Origin of the sequence: Vibrio sp. 10N.261.51.A3, assembly GCF_041471965.1 — a bacterium.
GTDB classification, from domain to species: domain Bacteria; phylum Pseudomonadota; class Gammaproteobacteria; order Enterobacterales; family Vibrionaceae; genus Vibrio; species Vibrio crassostreae_C.
Genome location: NZ_JBFRPK010000077.1, coordinates 75,903 through 90,408 on the forward strand (window position 1 = coordinate 75,903; position 14,506 = coordinate 90,408).

The 14,506-nt window shown below is 45.5% G+C and carries 13 protein-coding genes and 1 pseudogene; 5 read left to right on the forward strand and 9 right to left on the reverse strand.

What is annotated here, in order from left to right:
* Positions 1-201: 201 nt before the first annotated feature.
* Positions 202-1,446: an NADH:flavin oxidoreductase/NADH oxidase family protein gene (locus tag AB4371_RS18145; protein ID WP_372150439.1), complete on the reverse strand. Its 1,245-nt coding sequence runs from the start codon at positions 1,444-1,446 to the stop codon at positions 202-204.
* 279 nt (positions 1,447-1,725) lie between these two features.
* Here AB4371_RS18145 and nfsA point away from each other — a divergent pair, with 279 nt between their 5' ends.
* Positions 1,726-2,448 carry an oxygen-insensitive NADPH nitroreductase gene (gene nfsA / locus AB4371_RS18150; RefSeq protein WP_102320702.1) on the forward strand — a complete coding sequence of 241 codons (723 nt, stop codon included), beginning with the start codon at positions 1,726-1,728 and terminating at the stop codon, positions 2,446-2,448.
* 104 nt (positions 2,449-2,552) lie between these two features.
* Here the strand turns inward: nfsA and AB4371_RS18155 are convergent, their stop codons facing one another.
* On the reverse strand, positions 2,553-4,085 hold the full coding sequence (locus AB4371_RS18155; protein WP_372150440.1) for a phospholipase D family protein: 1,533 nt from the start codon (positions 4,083-4,085) through the stop codon (positions 2,553-2,555).
* Positions 4,086-4,540: 455 nt separating this feature from the next.
* On the opposite strand from AB4371_RS18155, the pseudogene AB4371_RS18160 reads away from it, so the two are divergent.
* Both AB4371_RS18160 and AB4371_RS18165 read left to right on the forward strand, forming a co-directional pair.
* Positions 4,541-5,003, forward strand: a pseudogene (locus AB4371_RS18160) (hypothetical protein).
* Positions 5,004-5,210: 207 nt separating this feature from the next.
* Positions 5,211-5,501: a putative quinol monooxygenase gene (locus AB4371_RS18165; protein WP_017062386.1), complete on the forward strand. Its 291-nt coding sequence runs from the start codon at positions 5,211-5,213 to the stop codon at positions 5,499-5,501.
* A 120-nt stretch (positions 5,502-5,621) separates the two neighbouring features.
* Here AB4371_RS18165 and AB4371_RS18170 read toward each other — a convergent pair whose 3' ends face one another.
* The gene (locus AB4371_RS18170) at positions 5,622-6,503 is read right to left on the reverse strand and encodes a LysR substrate-binding domain-containing protein (protein WP_372150441.1); all 882 of its coding nucleotides are present in this window, start codon (positions 6,501-6,503) and stop codon (positions 5,622-5,624) included.
* Positions 6,504-6,783: 280 nt separating this feature from the next.
* On the opposite strand from AB4371_RS18170, the gene AB4371_RS18175 reads away from it, so the two are divergent.
* Positions 6,784-7,971, forward strand: coding sequence for an MFS transporter (locus AB4371_RS18175; protein WP_280533528.1), 1,188 nt, complete (start codon positions 6,784-6,786; stop codon positions 7,969-7,971).
* A 71-nt stretch (positions 7,972-8,042) separates the two neighbouring features.
* Here the strand turns inward: AB4371_RS18175 and AB4371_RS18180 are convergent, their stop codons facing one another.
* From AB4371_RS18180 to AB4371_RS18200, 5 genes are all read right to left on the reverse strand, one after another.
* Complete coding sequence (locus AB4371_RS18180; protein ID WP_372150442.1) at positions 8,043-8,606, reverse strand: sugar O-acetyltransferase; 564 nt, start codon at positions 8,604-8,606, stop codon at positions 8,043-8,045.
* 203 nt (positions 8,607-8,809) lie between these two features.
* The gene (locus AB4371_RS18185) at positions 8,810-9,808 is read right to left on the reverse strand and encodes a LacI family DNA-binding transcriptional regulator (RefSeq protein ID WP_017064029.1); all 999 of its coding nucleotides are present in this window, start codon (positions 9,806-9,808) and stop codon (positions 8,810-8,812) included.
* A gap of 99 nt (positions 9,809-9,907) precedes the next feature.
* Positions 9,908-11,347, reverse strand: coding sequence for a 6-phospho-beta-glucosidase (locus AB4371_RS18190; RefSeq protein ID WP_102332355.1), 1,440 nt, complete (start codon positions 11,345-11,347; stop codon positions 9,908-9,910).
* Positions 11,348-11,515: 168 nt separating this feature from the next.
* Positions 11,516-12,040, reverse strand: a complete 525-nt coding sequence (locus AB4371_RS18195; RefSeq protein ID WP_029235182.1) for a hypothetical protein — start codon at positions 12,038-12,040, stop codon at positions 11,516-11,518.
* A 51-nt stretch (positions 12,041-12,091) separates the two neighbouring features.
* Positions 12,092-12,481, reverse strand: a complete 390-nt coding sequence (locus AB4371_RS18200) for a VOC family protein (protein ID WP_017064032.1) — start codon at positions 12,479-12,481, stop codon at positions 12,092-12,094.
* A 197-nt stretch (positions 12,482-12,678) separates the two neighbouring features.
* Here AB4371_RS18200 and AB4371_RS18205 point away from each other — a divergent pair, with 197 nt between their 5' ends.
* On the forward strand, positions 12,679-13,578 hold the full coding sequence (locus AB4371_RS18205) for a DMT family transporter (protein WP_372150443.1): 900 nt from the start codon (positions 12,679-12,681) through the stop codon (positions 13,576-13,578).
* Here AB4371_RS18205 and AB4371_RS18210 read toward each other — a convergent pair.
* Positions 13,575-14,477, reverse strand: a complete 903-nt coding sequence (locus AB4371_RS18210; protein ID WP_017059462.1) for a LysR family transcriptional regulator — start codon at positions 14,475-14,477, stop codon at positions 13,575-13,577. The two genes, AB4371_RS18205 and AB4371_RS18210, sit on opposite strands and share 4 nt — an antisense overlap.
* Positions 14,478-14,506: the final 29 nt, after the last annotated feature.

Sequence of the window (14,506 nt, forward strand, 5' to 3'; positions counted from 1 at the left end):
TAATTCAATTCATCCTAGTTGGTCTACTCTGATTTGCCACTTATGAACACTATAACCAATGCTCATGTTGGTATTAGATTAGTACCACAGCTAAGCTGGCTGAGGGTGCTCTGCGATGTATTTATCGAGAACTTAAAAGGAGACAAACAAAAAAGCAGAACTTCAATTCCTCAAAGTTCTGCTTTATCAATCCATGACTGCTTACGCTCTGCGCTTTTTGAAAGCGTGCCAGCCGGCGCTGAAAATTGTTTTTAACACCACACCGAGTGCGCTTAGTTTTGGGTCGGCGTTCTTGCCAGAGGCAATGCGCCACATCTGATGTTCATACCAAACCAGCCCGACCATCGCCACTTTGTCTAATGCGGGTTTTCCTGTGGTTGGCACCGTTAGCGGCATGCCGTGGCTAGGGTTTTCAATTAACTTGTTTGGGAAATCAGGATCAACCGCCATTGTGCGCGCAATACCAATAAAATCGGTCGCCGAGGAGTTTAATGCTTCATTCATTGCTTGCGCAGTTCGAAAACCACCCGTGACCACCAGCGGCGTGCTCACAAGCTTTCTCGCCTTAACCATGTAATCCATAAAATACGCTTCACGTTTTACCGTGCTGGTCTTCAATGGCTCGGCTTTGTTCTTTGAACCCATCATCGATGGGCTTTCATAGGTGCCGCCGGAGATCTCAATCAGGTCGATACCGTTATCACTCAGTGTTTGCACAACCTGCATCGACTCTTCTTCAGTGAAGCCACCTTTCATGAAGTCAGCACTGTTGAGCTTAATTCCGACCGGGAAATCTTCACCGACCTCTTTTCGAATCGCGCGATAAACCTCAAGCACAAAACGAAGTCTGTTTTCGAGTGATCCACCCCATTTGTCTTGGCGTTGATTGTGTCTTGAAGACAAAAACTGACTCACGAGATAGCCATGAGCACCGTGGATCTGCACACCGGTAAAACCCGCTTGTTTTGAAAGCTTTGCACTCAGCGCGAATTTATCAATGATTGCGATGATTTCCGTCTCAGTCAGAGCTCGTGGCGTATTAAAGCCTTTTTCTAATCCACGCTCTAAAGAGATAGCCGAAGGCGCAACCGGGCTATCACATAAGAATTTAGGGATTTGCTTTCCTGGGTGGTTCAATTGCATCCATATCTGCGAACCATTTTGTGTTCCAGCCTTCGCCCACTCACGAAATACGCTTAAGTCACTTTGCTCATCCAACACAACGTTTTTAGGTTCACCAAGCGCACCTCTATCGACCATCACGTTGCCCGTCATGGATAGGCCAATTCCTCCTTGAGCCCAACGCTGGTAAAGCGTGACTAAACCTTGCTTAGGGTTATGATGTTTATCACCTAGCTGTTCACTCATTGCCGATTTGAACAGGCGATTTTTGATCACTTGGCCATTAGGAAGAGAAAAAGGGTCGTTGAGGCAGATCGGATTCATGCGCGTGGTTACTTTCTTTGGTTTATATATTGAGTCCAGTATGCCCTATTTTATCCGACAGTTTTTATCATTTAGTGCCTATTTCGAAGCAAGTTTCGCTCAATAATAAAATGCCAGCGGCATAGCAGCTGGCATTAATCGATTATAAATAGAATCTCAAAAACTGGGCTGACGCTGCTGAAATATGTCAACCAGAAAGGCTCGAACACCCTTTACGCTCATGGTAATTGTCGTTATTGTGATTCTCTACGCCATCATCACAAGGACTGTCTGAGAGTTATGAACAGCACGATTGAAACTATTCTGGGGCACCGCTCCATTCGTCAATATACAAATCAACCGATTGAAAAAGCACAACTTGATGTGATTATTCAGGCTGGTCTCGCGGCTTCATCATCGAGCTTACTGCAGGCTGTTTCTATCGTGAGAGTGACAGACAAAGAGAAGCGCAAACTGTTAGCTGAATACGCAGGTAACCAAGCTTACGTTGAGAATGCGGCTGAGTTTTTAGTGTTCTGTATCGACTATCAACGCCACGCTCAAATCAACCCTGAAGTGAAAACCGACTTTACTGAACTGACCCTGATTGGCGCGGTAGATTCTGGCATCATGGCGCAAAACTGCATGCTGGCGGCTGAATCTCTAGGTTTGGGTGGCGTGTACATTGGCGGGCTGCGTAACAGCGCACAACAAGTCGATGAACTGTTAGAACTACCACAACATACCGCCGTGTTGTTCGGGATGTGCTTAGGTCACCCGGCACAGCAACCAGAGGTTAAGCCTCGCCTTCCTGCTCATGTGGTGATGCACGAAAACCAATACCAACCGCTGAGCCTAGATGACATTGCCAGCTACGATGATTCGGTGCAAAGCTACTACGCAAGCCGTTCAAGCAACCAAAAGCAGAGCAGTTGGTCACAGCAGATCACTCAAAAGCTGTCTGGCGAATCTCGCCCACATATTCTGCCGTATTTGAACAGTAAGCAACTGACTAAAAGATAACGTTCAAGACGCTGCTTAGATAAATAAGCTACCTTTCCATCGCCACAAACAAAAATGTCAGCGTATTATACGCTGACATTTTTATTTATCCGGAGGCGGCTAGCTTACAGATATTTCTCAATCGGTAACAACTGTAGGAAGCCTGACTGCATTCGTTCCCATTGACCAGTGTCAGGTTCGCTGTCCCAACGTTGATCGCCTGAATACCAATACACATCACCGTCTTCCAATTCCAAGCGCCAGCTATTGTCGTCACTCATTGCTTGCTCAATAGTTTTTGCTAACGTTTCAGCAACCTCTTTATTCTCGATGATCAAAACCGATTCAGTATTGAGGTAGGTAGAACGCAAGTTGAAGTTAAATGAACCGATGCTCGCGATGCTGCGGTCGAATACGACTGATTTTGCGTGCAAGCCATAGGCCGTCTCAGGCGCACATTTAGACGCGTCTTGAGTCGATGCTTCACACAGCTTAGATTCTGGTTTTAGCTCAAACAGATCGATGCCATGCTCCAACATATCGTAACGTCTGCCCGCATAAGCAGAATGATTAGTCACCAGATCATTAGAGGCCATAGAGTTAGTTAGCGCTTTTATCTCAACGCCCTTATTGTTCAACACTTGCCACTCTTCAAGCTGACCATCATCGAATACAAGGTAAGCCGATTCCAATAAGATCTCTTGTTTCGATTCACTCGCTAACTTACCTAGAAGAATCGCGGTCGCTTTCGGTTCATCGGTATTGTCTGAATCATCAGGAACAGGCTGATCGTAAACAAAACGCGCATTCACCCATGCCATCTCACCAATCACCTCTTTCAGCAAACTATCAGCAGCCTTACGATCTAGTGGCAATTCCGGGTAATTTTGATAATGCGGAACGACAATATTATCTATCTTCGAGAGTTCAGGTTGCTCGTCATCACCCAGCATATCGACAGGGTAAGACCAACGGCTGTTCCAGTATTCAACAAAACTGGTTTGGATGGTGTTAACTACCGAGCCCATGACTAATACATCGCGGTCTCGGAAATTGATTTCATCAGAAAGGTCGAAGTATTCATCACCAATATTACGTCCACCCACCACAGACAAAGTACCATCGACGGTAAACGACTTATTGTGCATACGGCGATTTAAACGAGAAAAGTCGCCGACAAAGCTCAGCCATTTACTGAAACCGCGGCGTGTTGGTGTTGGGTTGAAGATACGAATCTCGACGTTCGGGTGTGCATCCAGTGCCGACAACAACCCTTCACGTTCGTTGAGGTTGATATCATCCAGCATTACGCGAACCTTCACACCGCGCTCGGCCGCTGCTAATAAACGGCTAGCGAGATAGCTGCCCGATTCGTCAGAGTTCCAGATGTAATATTGAATGTCGATGGTGTGCTCGGCACTTTCGACCAGCGCTAATCGCTGTGCCAAGGCATCCCAACCAGACTCTTGCAGACGAACCGCAGTGGTGCTTTGCTCTAAAGCTTCAGGCTGAAATTCATTGGTTAGAACCGATAAAGAACTAGGTGCAGGAGAGGTTGGCGGTTCTGTTGGATGATCGATGCCTTCAGGAAGTGAAGAACACCCACCTAAAACGGCGATTAAGATTAACGTTAAACTGATGCGTTGGAGCACAGGCATGTATCTGACTTCCTTTTCACGATGGCGTCTTTAGAAACTTTCCGTACAGCTTTTCAATGAACAAGCTATTCCGATCTATTCATTGATTATTACTGCTAAAGCCTGAAATTTATAGGTAATTATCCAGTATAAATTTAAAGGTCGGTAAATTGGCCCACAAATCACTTAAGTTGGGTGAGTACCAAACAGTATAAACTCAGCGGCTTTTCGACCATGTCAATGGTGAGCTCTATTCGGTCTGGGTGATGCTTCACCATTGTTTGGAGATCTAGTTTCACCGCTTGATTTCACACTAACAGGCGTGTCGACTTACTTATATGAGATTGTGCAAACGCATTACTTACATAAGCGCTAAAGCTGTTGTTGATCTAAGGGCATGTAAGGATCAACACCGAAAACATTGTTCACGCTACGTACCCTTTATCGTCTCTCATTCTTGATGGTAGCTGGATATTATGAAGCTCTTGGTCGATCGCACTGGTGAACAGCTTTTAGAAATTCTGGAAGAGTCAGGAGATAAACTAACAGTTCAATTCATTAGTAATGAAGGCAATCGAATAGGTAAACCATTCCAAGATAGCTTGAGTGGATTATTCCTCGCGGGTTGGAAGCCTCGCACGACCTCAACTGCAAGACCCTAAAGTCAGCTTTGCGCTACACCAACTCTACCCGCTCGGCCGAGATGTAAAATTACCCTCTGGAGATATAGTGACAGTCGCAAGTTACGCCAATACTCACGCTGATGGTTACTATATGTTTGTACGCCTCAACGATGAGTTAACACGACTCAAGATTACACCCGATTGGGAACTGCAACCTTCCGTTCAAAGGTTAGCACTGCCTTATTACCCTGCGCCAAGAACCAAGGAAGAGCTCGACAATATTGACGATTTTGATGCGTGGGCGGGCGGCTTCTAAATACTCCTCACCTACGCCGAGTAGCACATAATACCCAAGTTATTATCAATTATTTTTTGACAATAATTCAAATGTAGCACTGTTTATCGTTTCAAATATTCCCACTATTATTTATCCATCGACACAGACTGCAGCTCAATGAACAAAGAGTGGCACTGTAAACACAGACAAATCACCATTTCGGTGAAAAATAATATAGGTACCAACATGACTCAACTAACTATCGTCGCAAACATCGTCGCTAACGAAGACAAAATTGAATTGGTTAAAGCAGAGCTGCTAAAGCTGATTGATATTACTCGCGCTGAAGAAGGCTGCATCAACTACGACCTTCACCAAGACAATGAAAACCCAGCACATTTCACTTTCTACGAAAACTGGACGTCTCGTGAACTTTGGCAAACACACATGGGTAATACTCACCTCGCTGAATACATGGCAGCAACCGAAGGTAGTGTTACGTCATTTACACTTAACGAGATGACTAAGATCGCTTAAGTACAGTTTCAGTAGTCTGTTACTAGAAAGCACACTGACAAGCTATCGAGTTCAATTTGAAAGCCCCGCTACACGTCAGCGGGGCTTTTTCATTTATGCGGATATCGTCAGCCGCCTTAGTTAGAGCTTCAAACGGGGTTGAATAAAATCAATAAACGCCGAGATACGTTTAGAGACCGATGACGACTTGTAGTAAACCGCATTCACTCGCTCTCGGTCTGTGTTGGCAAGTTTGTCTTGTTCCAGAATAGGGATTAGGCGACCCGCAGCCATATCTTCCTTTACCATAAACCCCGATAAACAAGCAATCCCATTTCCAGCTAAGACTAGTTGACGCACGGTTTCACCATTACTGGCTGTCACAGTAGGCGCGACATCACTTTGGTTTGGTAAAGGCCAATGGTTAAGCACTTTGTTACCCGCAAACCCCACAATTTGATGCGAACTCAAATCTTCAGGTTTGGTGGGCACCCCACGCTTAGCGAGATAATCAGGTGACGCAACAATATGGAGTAAACTTTTTCCTAACGGGCGAGCGTGCAGTGTTGAATCGGACAACTTACCGATTCGAATCGCAACATCAGTTCTCTTTTCGAGAAGATCAACGAAGCCTTCGTTGGAAGTGAGTTCCAACTCAATGTCTGGGTAAGCCTCTTTGAATGACTGCACCAACGGCACTAGTTGGTGAAATACGAATGGACTGGCGGCATCGACTCTTAAACGACCTTTTGGCAACTCACCGCGCGACACGATTTCTTCTTCCGCGCTCTGAATCATCTGTAATCCCACCCTGACTGAATCGACAAACTGCCGTCCTTCCTCCGTCAATTCCACGCGTCTCGTTGTTCGGTTGAATATTGAGACGCCGAGTTGTAACTCAACCTTACTCACCGAGCGAGACACCTTGGCGACCTGCACATCCAGCGCCTCTGCCGCCGCAGAAAAACCACCAGCATCGACAACGGTGAGTACCATTTCTAAATCATCTGAACGGGTTAACATGAGGCTCCTTCGCTATCTTCATTTTGTTTAATGTCATCTCGCTTGTGCTCATCACAGCTCAAATCACGGTGTCTTTTCGATCTCATCAGCTTAATCCAATGATCGGCTAACCCTCCAATTATTGCAAATATCACAAAGGTTATTTGTTAATGATGGCATTTTTCACAAATATATTTTGCTAGATAATCCTCGCCATCAAACGAAGCGCTCCTATTGCAGTCACAAGCTGCCCCATTTTATCGCGCTCGGTACTTAACAAAGAACAGTAAGAGAGATGATTATGCCACTAGCATTACTTGCATTGACGCTCAGCGCCTTTGCCATCGGAACCACAGAATTTGTCATCGTAGGCTTGATTCCTACCATGGCGAGCGACTTGAATGTATCTCTGCCATCGGCAGGCCTATTAGTCAGTTTATACGCGCTTGGCGTTGCTATTGGCGCACCAGTATTAACGGCATTAACCGGAAAGTGGAATCGTAAAGCGGTATTGCTAACCGTGATGGCATTGTTTGTCATTGGTAACTTATTGGCGTGGCAAGCTCCAGGCTATAACACGCTGATCGCCGCACGAATTTTGACAGGCCTTGCCCATGGTGTGTTCTTCTCGATTGGATCGACCATCGCGACAGGTTTGGTTTCAAAAGATAAAGCAGCCAGTGCCATTGCGATCATGTTTACGGGTTTAACGGTTGCATTGGTAACCGGCGTACCACTGGGCACTTATATCGGCCAAACCTTTGGCTGGCAATCGACCTTCTTGATCGTTGCTCTGCTTGGTCTTATTGCTCTTATCGGCAGCGCTATCTTGGTTCCAAGCAACCTTAAGCAACCACCAGCGGCGAAGATTTCGGCACAACTAAAGGTTCTAACTCAACCACGCTTACTGTTGGTTTACGCTATCACAGCACTAGGTTATGGCGGCACATTCACAGCGTTTACGTTCCTTGCTCCAATACTGGAAAATGTATCAGGATTTGATTCGAGCTCAATCAGCTTAATCATGTTGGTTTACGGTGTGTCAGTGGCGGTCGGTAACATCTGGGGCGGAAAAATGGCCGACAAGATGGGCCCAATTAAAGCACTGACCGTTATCTTCTCTGGTTTAGCCGCAGTACTGGTGGTATTCAACTTTACCGCAGTAAACCCTTACGCAGCTGTTGCTACCATTTTGGTTTGGGGTGCATTCGCATTCGGTAACGTTCCAGGACTACAAGTGTATGTTGTGAAACTGGCTGAGAAATACACACCAGACGCCGTCGATGTCGCTTCTGGATTGAACATTGCAGCCTTCAACGTCGGTATTGCATTAGGCTCATGGGGCGGTGGTTTGATTGTCGCGAAATCTGGATTAATGAACACCCCTTGGGTAGGTGCTGTGATCGTTTTGATCGCTCTTGTTCTGACTCGATTCAGTGGTGCGTTAGATAAAAAGCAAGCACAACAAGCTGTTCCATCTAGCATCTAGCATCTAGCATCTAGCAAGGATAGAAAAAACAAAGCCCGAACCTAGGTTCGGGCTTTGTCATTTAAATCTGATTATTGTCCGTTATCGATCGCTTTAAGCACTTTACACGGGTTACCGACTGCAACCACATTGGCTGGGATGTCTTTGGTTACCACACTGCCCGCGCCAATCACGCTGTTTTCGCCAATAGTGACACCGGGGCAGATAATTACACCGCCGCCAAGCCAAACATTGTTGCCGACGTTGATCGGTGTGCCAAACTCAACGCCTTCTTCTACACGGCCTTTCACATCGAGTGGATGACCTGCGGTCAGGATTTGAACGTTCGGACCAAGCAGCACATTATCGCCAATGGTCACTTCAGCCACATCCAAAATCACACAGTTAAAGTTAGCGTAGAAGTTCTTGCCCAGCTTGATGTTCGAGCCGTAATCACAACGAAATGGAGGTTCTAAATGTGCATTTTCACAGCCCGGAATGAGCTCTTGCGTTGCTGCTTCCCATTCCGATGTGTCAGGAATACTGTTATTGAGTTTTTGAAGCACCTTACGACATTCGATACGAGCGGCATAAAGCTCTTTATCCCAAGCCTGATAAGGTTCGCCTGCTAGCATTTTTTGTTTTTCTGTTTTCACGTTACTTACCTGTTCTCACATCACTTAGCTATTTTTATATTACTTAGCTAGTTTCACATTACTTAACTAATGCAGGTCAATTCATCGACCCAAAAACGCAATATCGCACATCTAAATAACAGTGAATAAGGAGTGTTTACGCTTGGTTGAAGAGATGCGCAGTTCGTCACTTTTTGTAGGTGAAATATGAAATTCGAACGGTGCTAATTTAGCTTCGCTATCGAATCACGTAACACCAAACTACCAGTGGTATTGATGGTGGTCGCTTGCTCTGTTTCACCGACAATTTGCAGGATCGCCTTTTGCGTCATTTGCTCTAATGGCACACTCACAGACGTTAAGCTTGGCGTTAAAAACGCCCCCACTTTGCTGTTATCAAAGCCGACGATCGAAACATCTTGAGGCAATGAGTACCCAAGTTCGGTTAACGCCTTAATCGCACCAATCGCCATATCATCGTTTTCAGACAAGATAGCAGTGAATGTGGTTCTGCTTTTTGCCAAAGCCTGAGCCGCGTGATAACCGCTCTCCATCGTCCAATCACCTTGAACAACGTTGGACTCATCCAATGCAACACCATGTTTAGTTAACACATCTTGATAGGCTTGGTAACGCAGCTCATCGGTCGAAGAACCGGCTTTACCACGAATCACTGCAATATCGGTATGACCCTGCTCGATGATGTGTTCAACCATCAAACAAGCGCTCTGATAATGGTCGGTGGTAATAGCATGATTGGGCTTCGACGGCATTTCTCGGTTGAGTACCAGAATCGGAGTGTCAGTGCTTTCGATGATCTGAGCTATCTCGCTTTCGGTTAAACATTGCGGATAGATGATGATGCCCGCGCACTTCATATCCAGCAGGAAATTGATCGCCTTTCTTTCGTCTTCAGCGCTGTGTTTGCCATCGGTGATCACCAATTGGTGATTCGACTTTTCGCTATAAGAAGCCGCGTGATACATCAAGGAAGAGAAGTAAGGGCCATTGAACAACTCATTGGTAATTACAAAGCCGATGAAATTGGTCTTCTTGGTCGCCAATTGCTGAGCCAACAAGTTCGGTCGATAACCTGTTTCTTGAATCGCATCAAATACCTTTTTCACCACATCTGGGCGCACGATGTTCTTGCCATTTAAGACACGAGAAACGGTCGATTTAGATACGCCTGCGCGGTTTGCGACATCAAGCATGGTTACCATTCGCTTCTTTTCCTTTATAAAAAATTAGCCGACATAGGCCGACTAATTCATTGCAAAATGACAGCTCACAGTTCACATAACTGCGCTGGGGAATGCATTCTAAATAGTGGCACCGTTAGATGCAATCACACCTTTATACCACTCGAAAGACTTCTTGCGCTTGCGTTCTAGTGAGCCAGATTGATCGTTGTGCTTATCTACGTAAATGAATCCGTAGCGTTTTTTCATCTCGCCCGTGGTGAACGAAACTAAATCGATACAGCCCCAAGGGGTATAGCCCATCAAATCAACACCATCAATCGAAACGGCTTTTTTCATCTCTTTGATGTGGTCGCCAAGGTAAGCAATGCGGTAATCGTCATTAATGCTGCCATCTTCTTCAATGGTATCAACCGCGCCAAAACCGTTCTCAACGATGAACAATGGCACTTCATAACGTTCATACAGAGACGCTAAACAGAAACGCAAACCCGTCGGATCAATTGGCCAGCCCCAATCGCTAGACTGGATGAACGGATTATCGACCGAATTTTCATGACCGCCGTCCATCGCTTCTTCTGTAGATTGGTGAGAAGAAGAATCCAAGGTATTCGACATGTAGTAGCTAAAGCCTAAGTAATCAGCCTTACCTTCTTTTAGGATCTGCTCATCTTCAGGCTGCATCTCAATGTTGAAGCCTTTGATTGCCCAGTCACGCGTAGCGTAATTTGGGTAATGACCGCGAACCATCACATCTGAGAAGAAGTAACGGTCACGCATCGCTTGTTGTGCCACCATAATGTCTTCCGGTTTAGAAGAACGAGGATAGAAAGGCACCATCGCACACATTGCGCCGATTTGAAGATCTGGATTGATCTCGTGACCTTTCTTAACCACCAAAGCACTTGCAACAAACTGATGGTGAACCGCTTGATACATCGCCTCTTGCGGCTTTTCGCATTGTGGAAACTTCACGCCTGAGCATAACCAACCGAAAATATCTGCCGAGGTGTTCATCTGGTTGTTGATCTCGTTAAACGTCATCCAGTATTTCACTTTGTGTTGGTATCGTTCCATCACTGCAGTTGAATACTTAACGAAGAAGTCGATCACTTTGCGGTTCATCCAGCCGCCATATTCCTTAGCTAGATGGTAAGGCATTTCAAAGTGGCTCAGTGTTACCACAGGCTGAATGTCGTATTTCAACAGCTCGTCAAACAGATCATCGTAAAACGCTAAACCCGCTTCACACGGTTCAGCTTCATCGCCATTTGGGAAGATACGCGTCCACGCGATACTGGTACGGAAACACTTAAAGCCCATCTCAGCGAATAACTTAATGTCTTCTTTGTAGCGATGGTAGAAATCCACTGCGACTTGGTTAGGATAGTTTTCGCCATCAATCACGCCATCGGTGATTCGACGTTGTACACCATGAGCGCCCGCTGTTAATACATCAACAACACTGACACCTTTACCATTCGCATCCCAGCCGCCTTCTAGTTGATGCGCTGCTACTGCACCGCCCCATAAAAAATCGTTCGAAAATTCGTTGTTCATACCATTACTCGCTACAAGTTATTCGTGAAAAGATCAGGATTAGAGAGCTCATTGCAACTCTGAAACCGATTTCAATAAAAGAAAAGATACAGGCTGAAACCGGTTTCAGCAATAGTTAAAAGATCTTTTTTGATCGAACTACAGACTAATCAACAGTCAGCATTACGATCAATGCTGTTCAAAATACTGATCATGCAGTGATTTGCCAGATTGGTCTTGAGTGCCAGGGTAGAACTGAACGAGTGTCTGATCGGCTAGTGTGAGGTGAATCCAACCCTCTTTGACTTTCAGCCAATTGGTACCGTTGGTCTCATAGACGGCAGGAAACTTGCCCCAGCCAGACTCTGATACCTGCAGCTCTTGAAATAGGTTAATCGGGGCTAGCTTATTGCTGTCGAAGTTTGCGTCGGCATAGACAGATAAAGGCTCGATGGCATCGTTTGGCTTAAACGTATAACAGCTCACAGAGGCTGAAGTGCGATCAAACCACTGGTAAGGTTGTGCACCGATTAAATCGTAGACCGTGCAATCATTGAATTGAATCGCCCACTCTTGGTGAGCTTTAAAACCGAGGTAACCTATGGGTTGTGATGGTTCAGGCTTTGAGTCCGCCTCCTGCTCATACACCGGTTCTGAGGTAGCACATCCCATAAGCCCAAGACTAAAAAGGAAAGTCACAGCAAGCTTCATCATTGTCATACCTCAGTTCCGTTAGTAGATGAGTAACTCAATTAAGTCTCTACATTAAACGGTAAGTTCCAAACGATTACCATCCGGATCGAGTACACAGCTCTCATAATAGCCATCGCCTGTTCTTCTTGGGCCATCTAAGCGCTCATAGCCGTCTTCGACCAAGTGTTGAGTCAGTTGATCGACCGCCTGTTCCGAACCTAATGATATCGCCATGTGAATGAAGCCTGTGAACTGGTCATAGATGTCGTCTTTCGATTCAGGGACAGAGTCCATTTCCATAATCTCTAAACGACTTCCCGTATCAAACGAGAGGAAGTATGAAGAAAACCCTTTAGTTGGGTTGTGATATTTTGAGTTCAATGTCGCGCCGAAATAATCTTCATAAAATCGCTTCAGTACTTCGAGTTGTTTGGTCCAAATTGCGATGTGTTCAATCTTCATTTTGTTTGCCTAAGTTTGATGTCTAACGCTAGATTACTCATCAAATAAGGAACAATAAACAGAACGAAATTCATCGAAATTGTTCCTGATTAACGGGCTCGATTTTATGTCCATAACTGCACAGTATTGGCATCTATGTTTGTGTAATAGTTATCTTTCCTCCATAGTCAGGTTTTACACAATCTGAGATTCAAACTGTGAGCTTTTTAAAACTGATACTACTTGCGGCTATATGGGGAGGCTCGTTTCTTTTCATGAGAATGGCCGCCAATCCATTAGGGCCCGCAGTCTTAATTGAAGCGCGAGTTCTGTTTGCAGCACTTACTCTGCTTTTAGTTTCTTTCTATTTAAAAAAGAAGCTCTCTTTTCATGATCACGCAAAACACTTCTTCATTCTCGGCCTGTTTAACACCACACTTCCTTTTTTGCTTTTCGCTTATGCCGCGCAGACACTTAACGCCTCGACACTCGCCATCTTGAACTCTACCGCGCCAATATGGGCGGCAATCATTGGTGCAATATGGACCAAAACAGCACTCGAGGCGAAAGTTCTATTGGGACTTGGGATTGGGGTAACAGGAGTTGGCGTGTTAGTCGGTTGGGATGCGATGAACATTGGCCGTGAGGCTATGCTTCCTATCTTTGCAGCAGTGATGGCGGCCTTTAGCTACGGAATAGCGTCAAACTATACCAAACAAGCCCCTAAAGTTGAGGCATTCAACAATGCTCATGGCAGCATGTGGGCTGCGGTATTGCTGGTTTTGCCGTTTGTATTCTTTATTCCGATGAGAGAAACACCCGACGTTACGATCACTACATCGGTTGTCTTATTAGGCGCGGTATGTACTGGGTTAGCGTATCTACTTTACTTCAATCTCGTCTCTGAACTCGGCGCACCTTCAGCCCTGTCCGTGACCTTCATCATTCCGGTATTTGGTATTCTATGGGGTAACTTATTCTTAGGTGAAGCAATTGGCATCAATACGATTGTTGGTTCAATTCTGGTTATCACCGGCACCATGTTGGTGACAGGAATGACGCCTTCTAAGATGATAGAGAGCGCCAAACAGAAACGAGCAGCAAGAGCGGCTCGTTAATCAGCCATATATTGCTGAATCTTGTTTCTCAGCCACTGATGAGCAGGGTTCAAATCGGTTCTTTTATGCCAAATCATGTATTGCTGCATCGGTAAGATTTCAAACGGCTGATCAAGGACTTGAAGCTGGAAGGATTCGGAAAATTGATTGGCAAAATCACGCGATGTACTGCCGACACAATCTGAGCCCGATACCAGCACACACATGGTCATCAGCGAGTCACACTCGGCACTCACTTTTCTCTGTTTCAGTGGCGACTTGGTAAAATAATCTGCCGTGTATAAACGGGTTCGACGCATTCTAAAAGTAACATGCTTTTCGTTGTAATATTGCTCTTGCGTCACAGAGCCATTGATTCTCGGATGCCCCTTTCGAGCTATCAGCACCAACTCATCTTCAATCATCGGCTGCTTCATGTAGCCGTTAACTTGCGGGTAATGGATATCAATCGCTAAATCAGCTTGTTGCATGCTCAAGCCTTGCAATAATTCTTCTTCGTTGTTCGGCACCATATTGAATTCAATCGAGATATTGCCCAACGTCTCATCTTGCTCGACGAGAGGTTGAAGCTTGGTTAATCCAATCTCATTCACCAGGATACGAAACACATGATGCTGCTGATTATCAAATGTCTTTAAAGTGCTTACTGCGCTGCTTATCCCTTCTAGAGCAGGCTCTACTCGGTCTGCCAATTGCACCGCAGCGTTAGTCGGAATAATCCCACGCCCTTCACGAATAAACAGGTCGGTATCAAGCTGAGATTGCAATCGCTTCAATGCCCCACTAACCCCAGGCTGAGTCATACCAAGCGATTCTGATGCAAGCGTGATCGACTTTAATCGATACACTTCTAAGAACACGCTCAATAGATTTAAATCCAACTTTTCCACGTCGCTCACCGTTACTCTCCCTGTCAATGTGGTCTTAA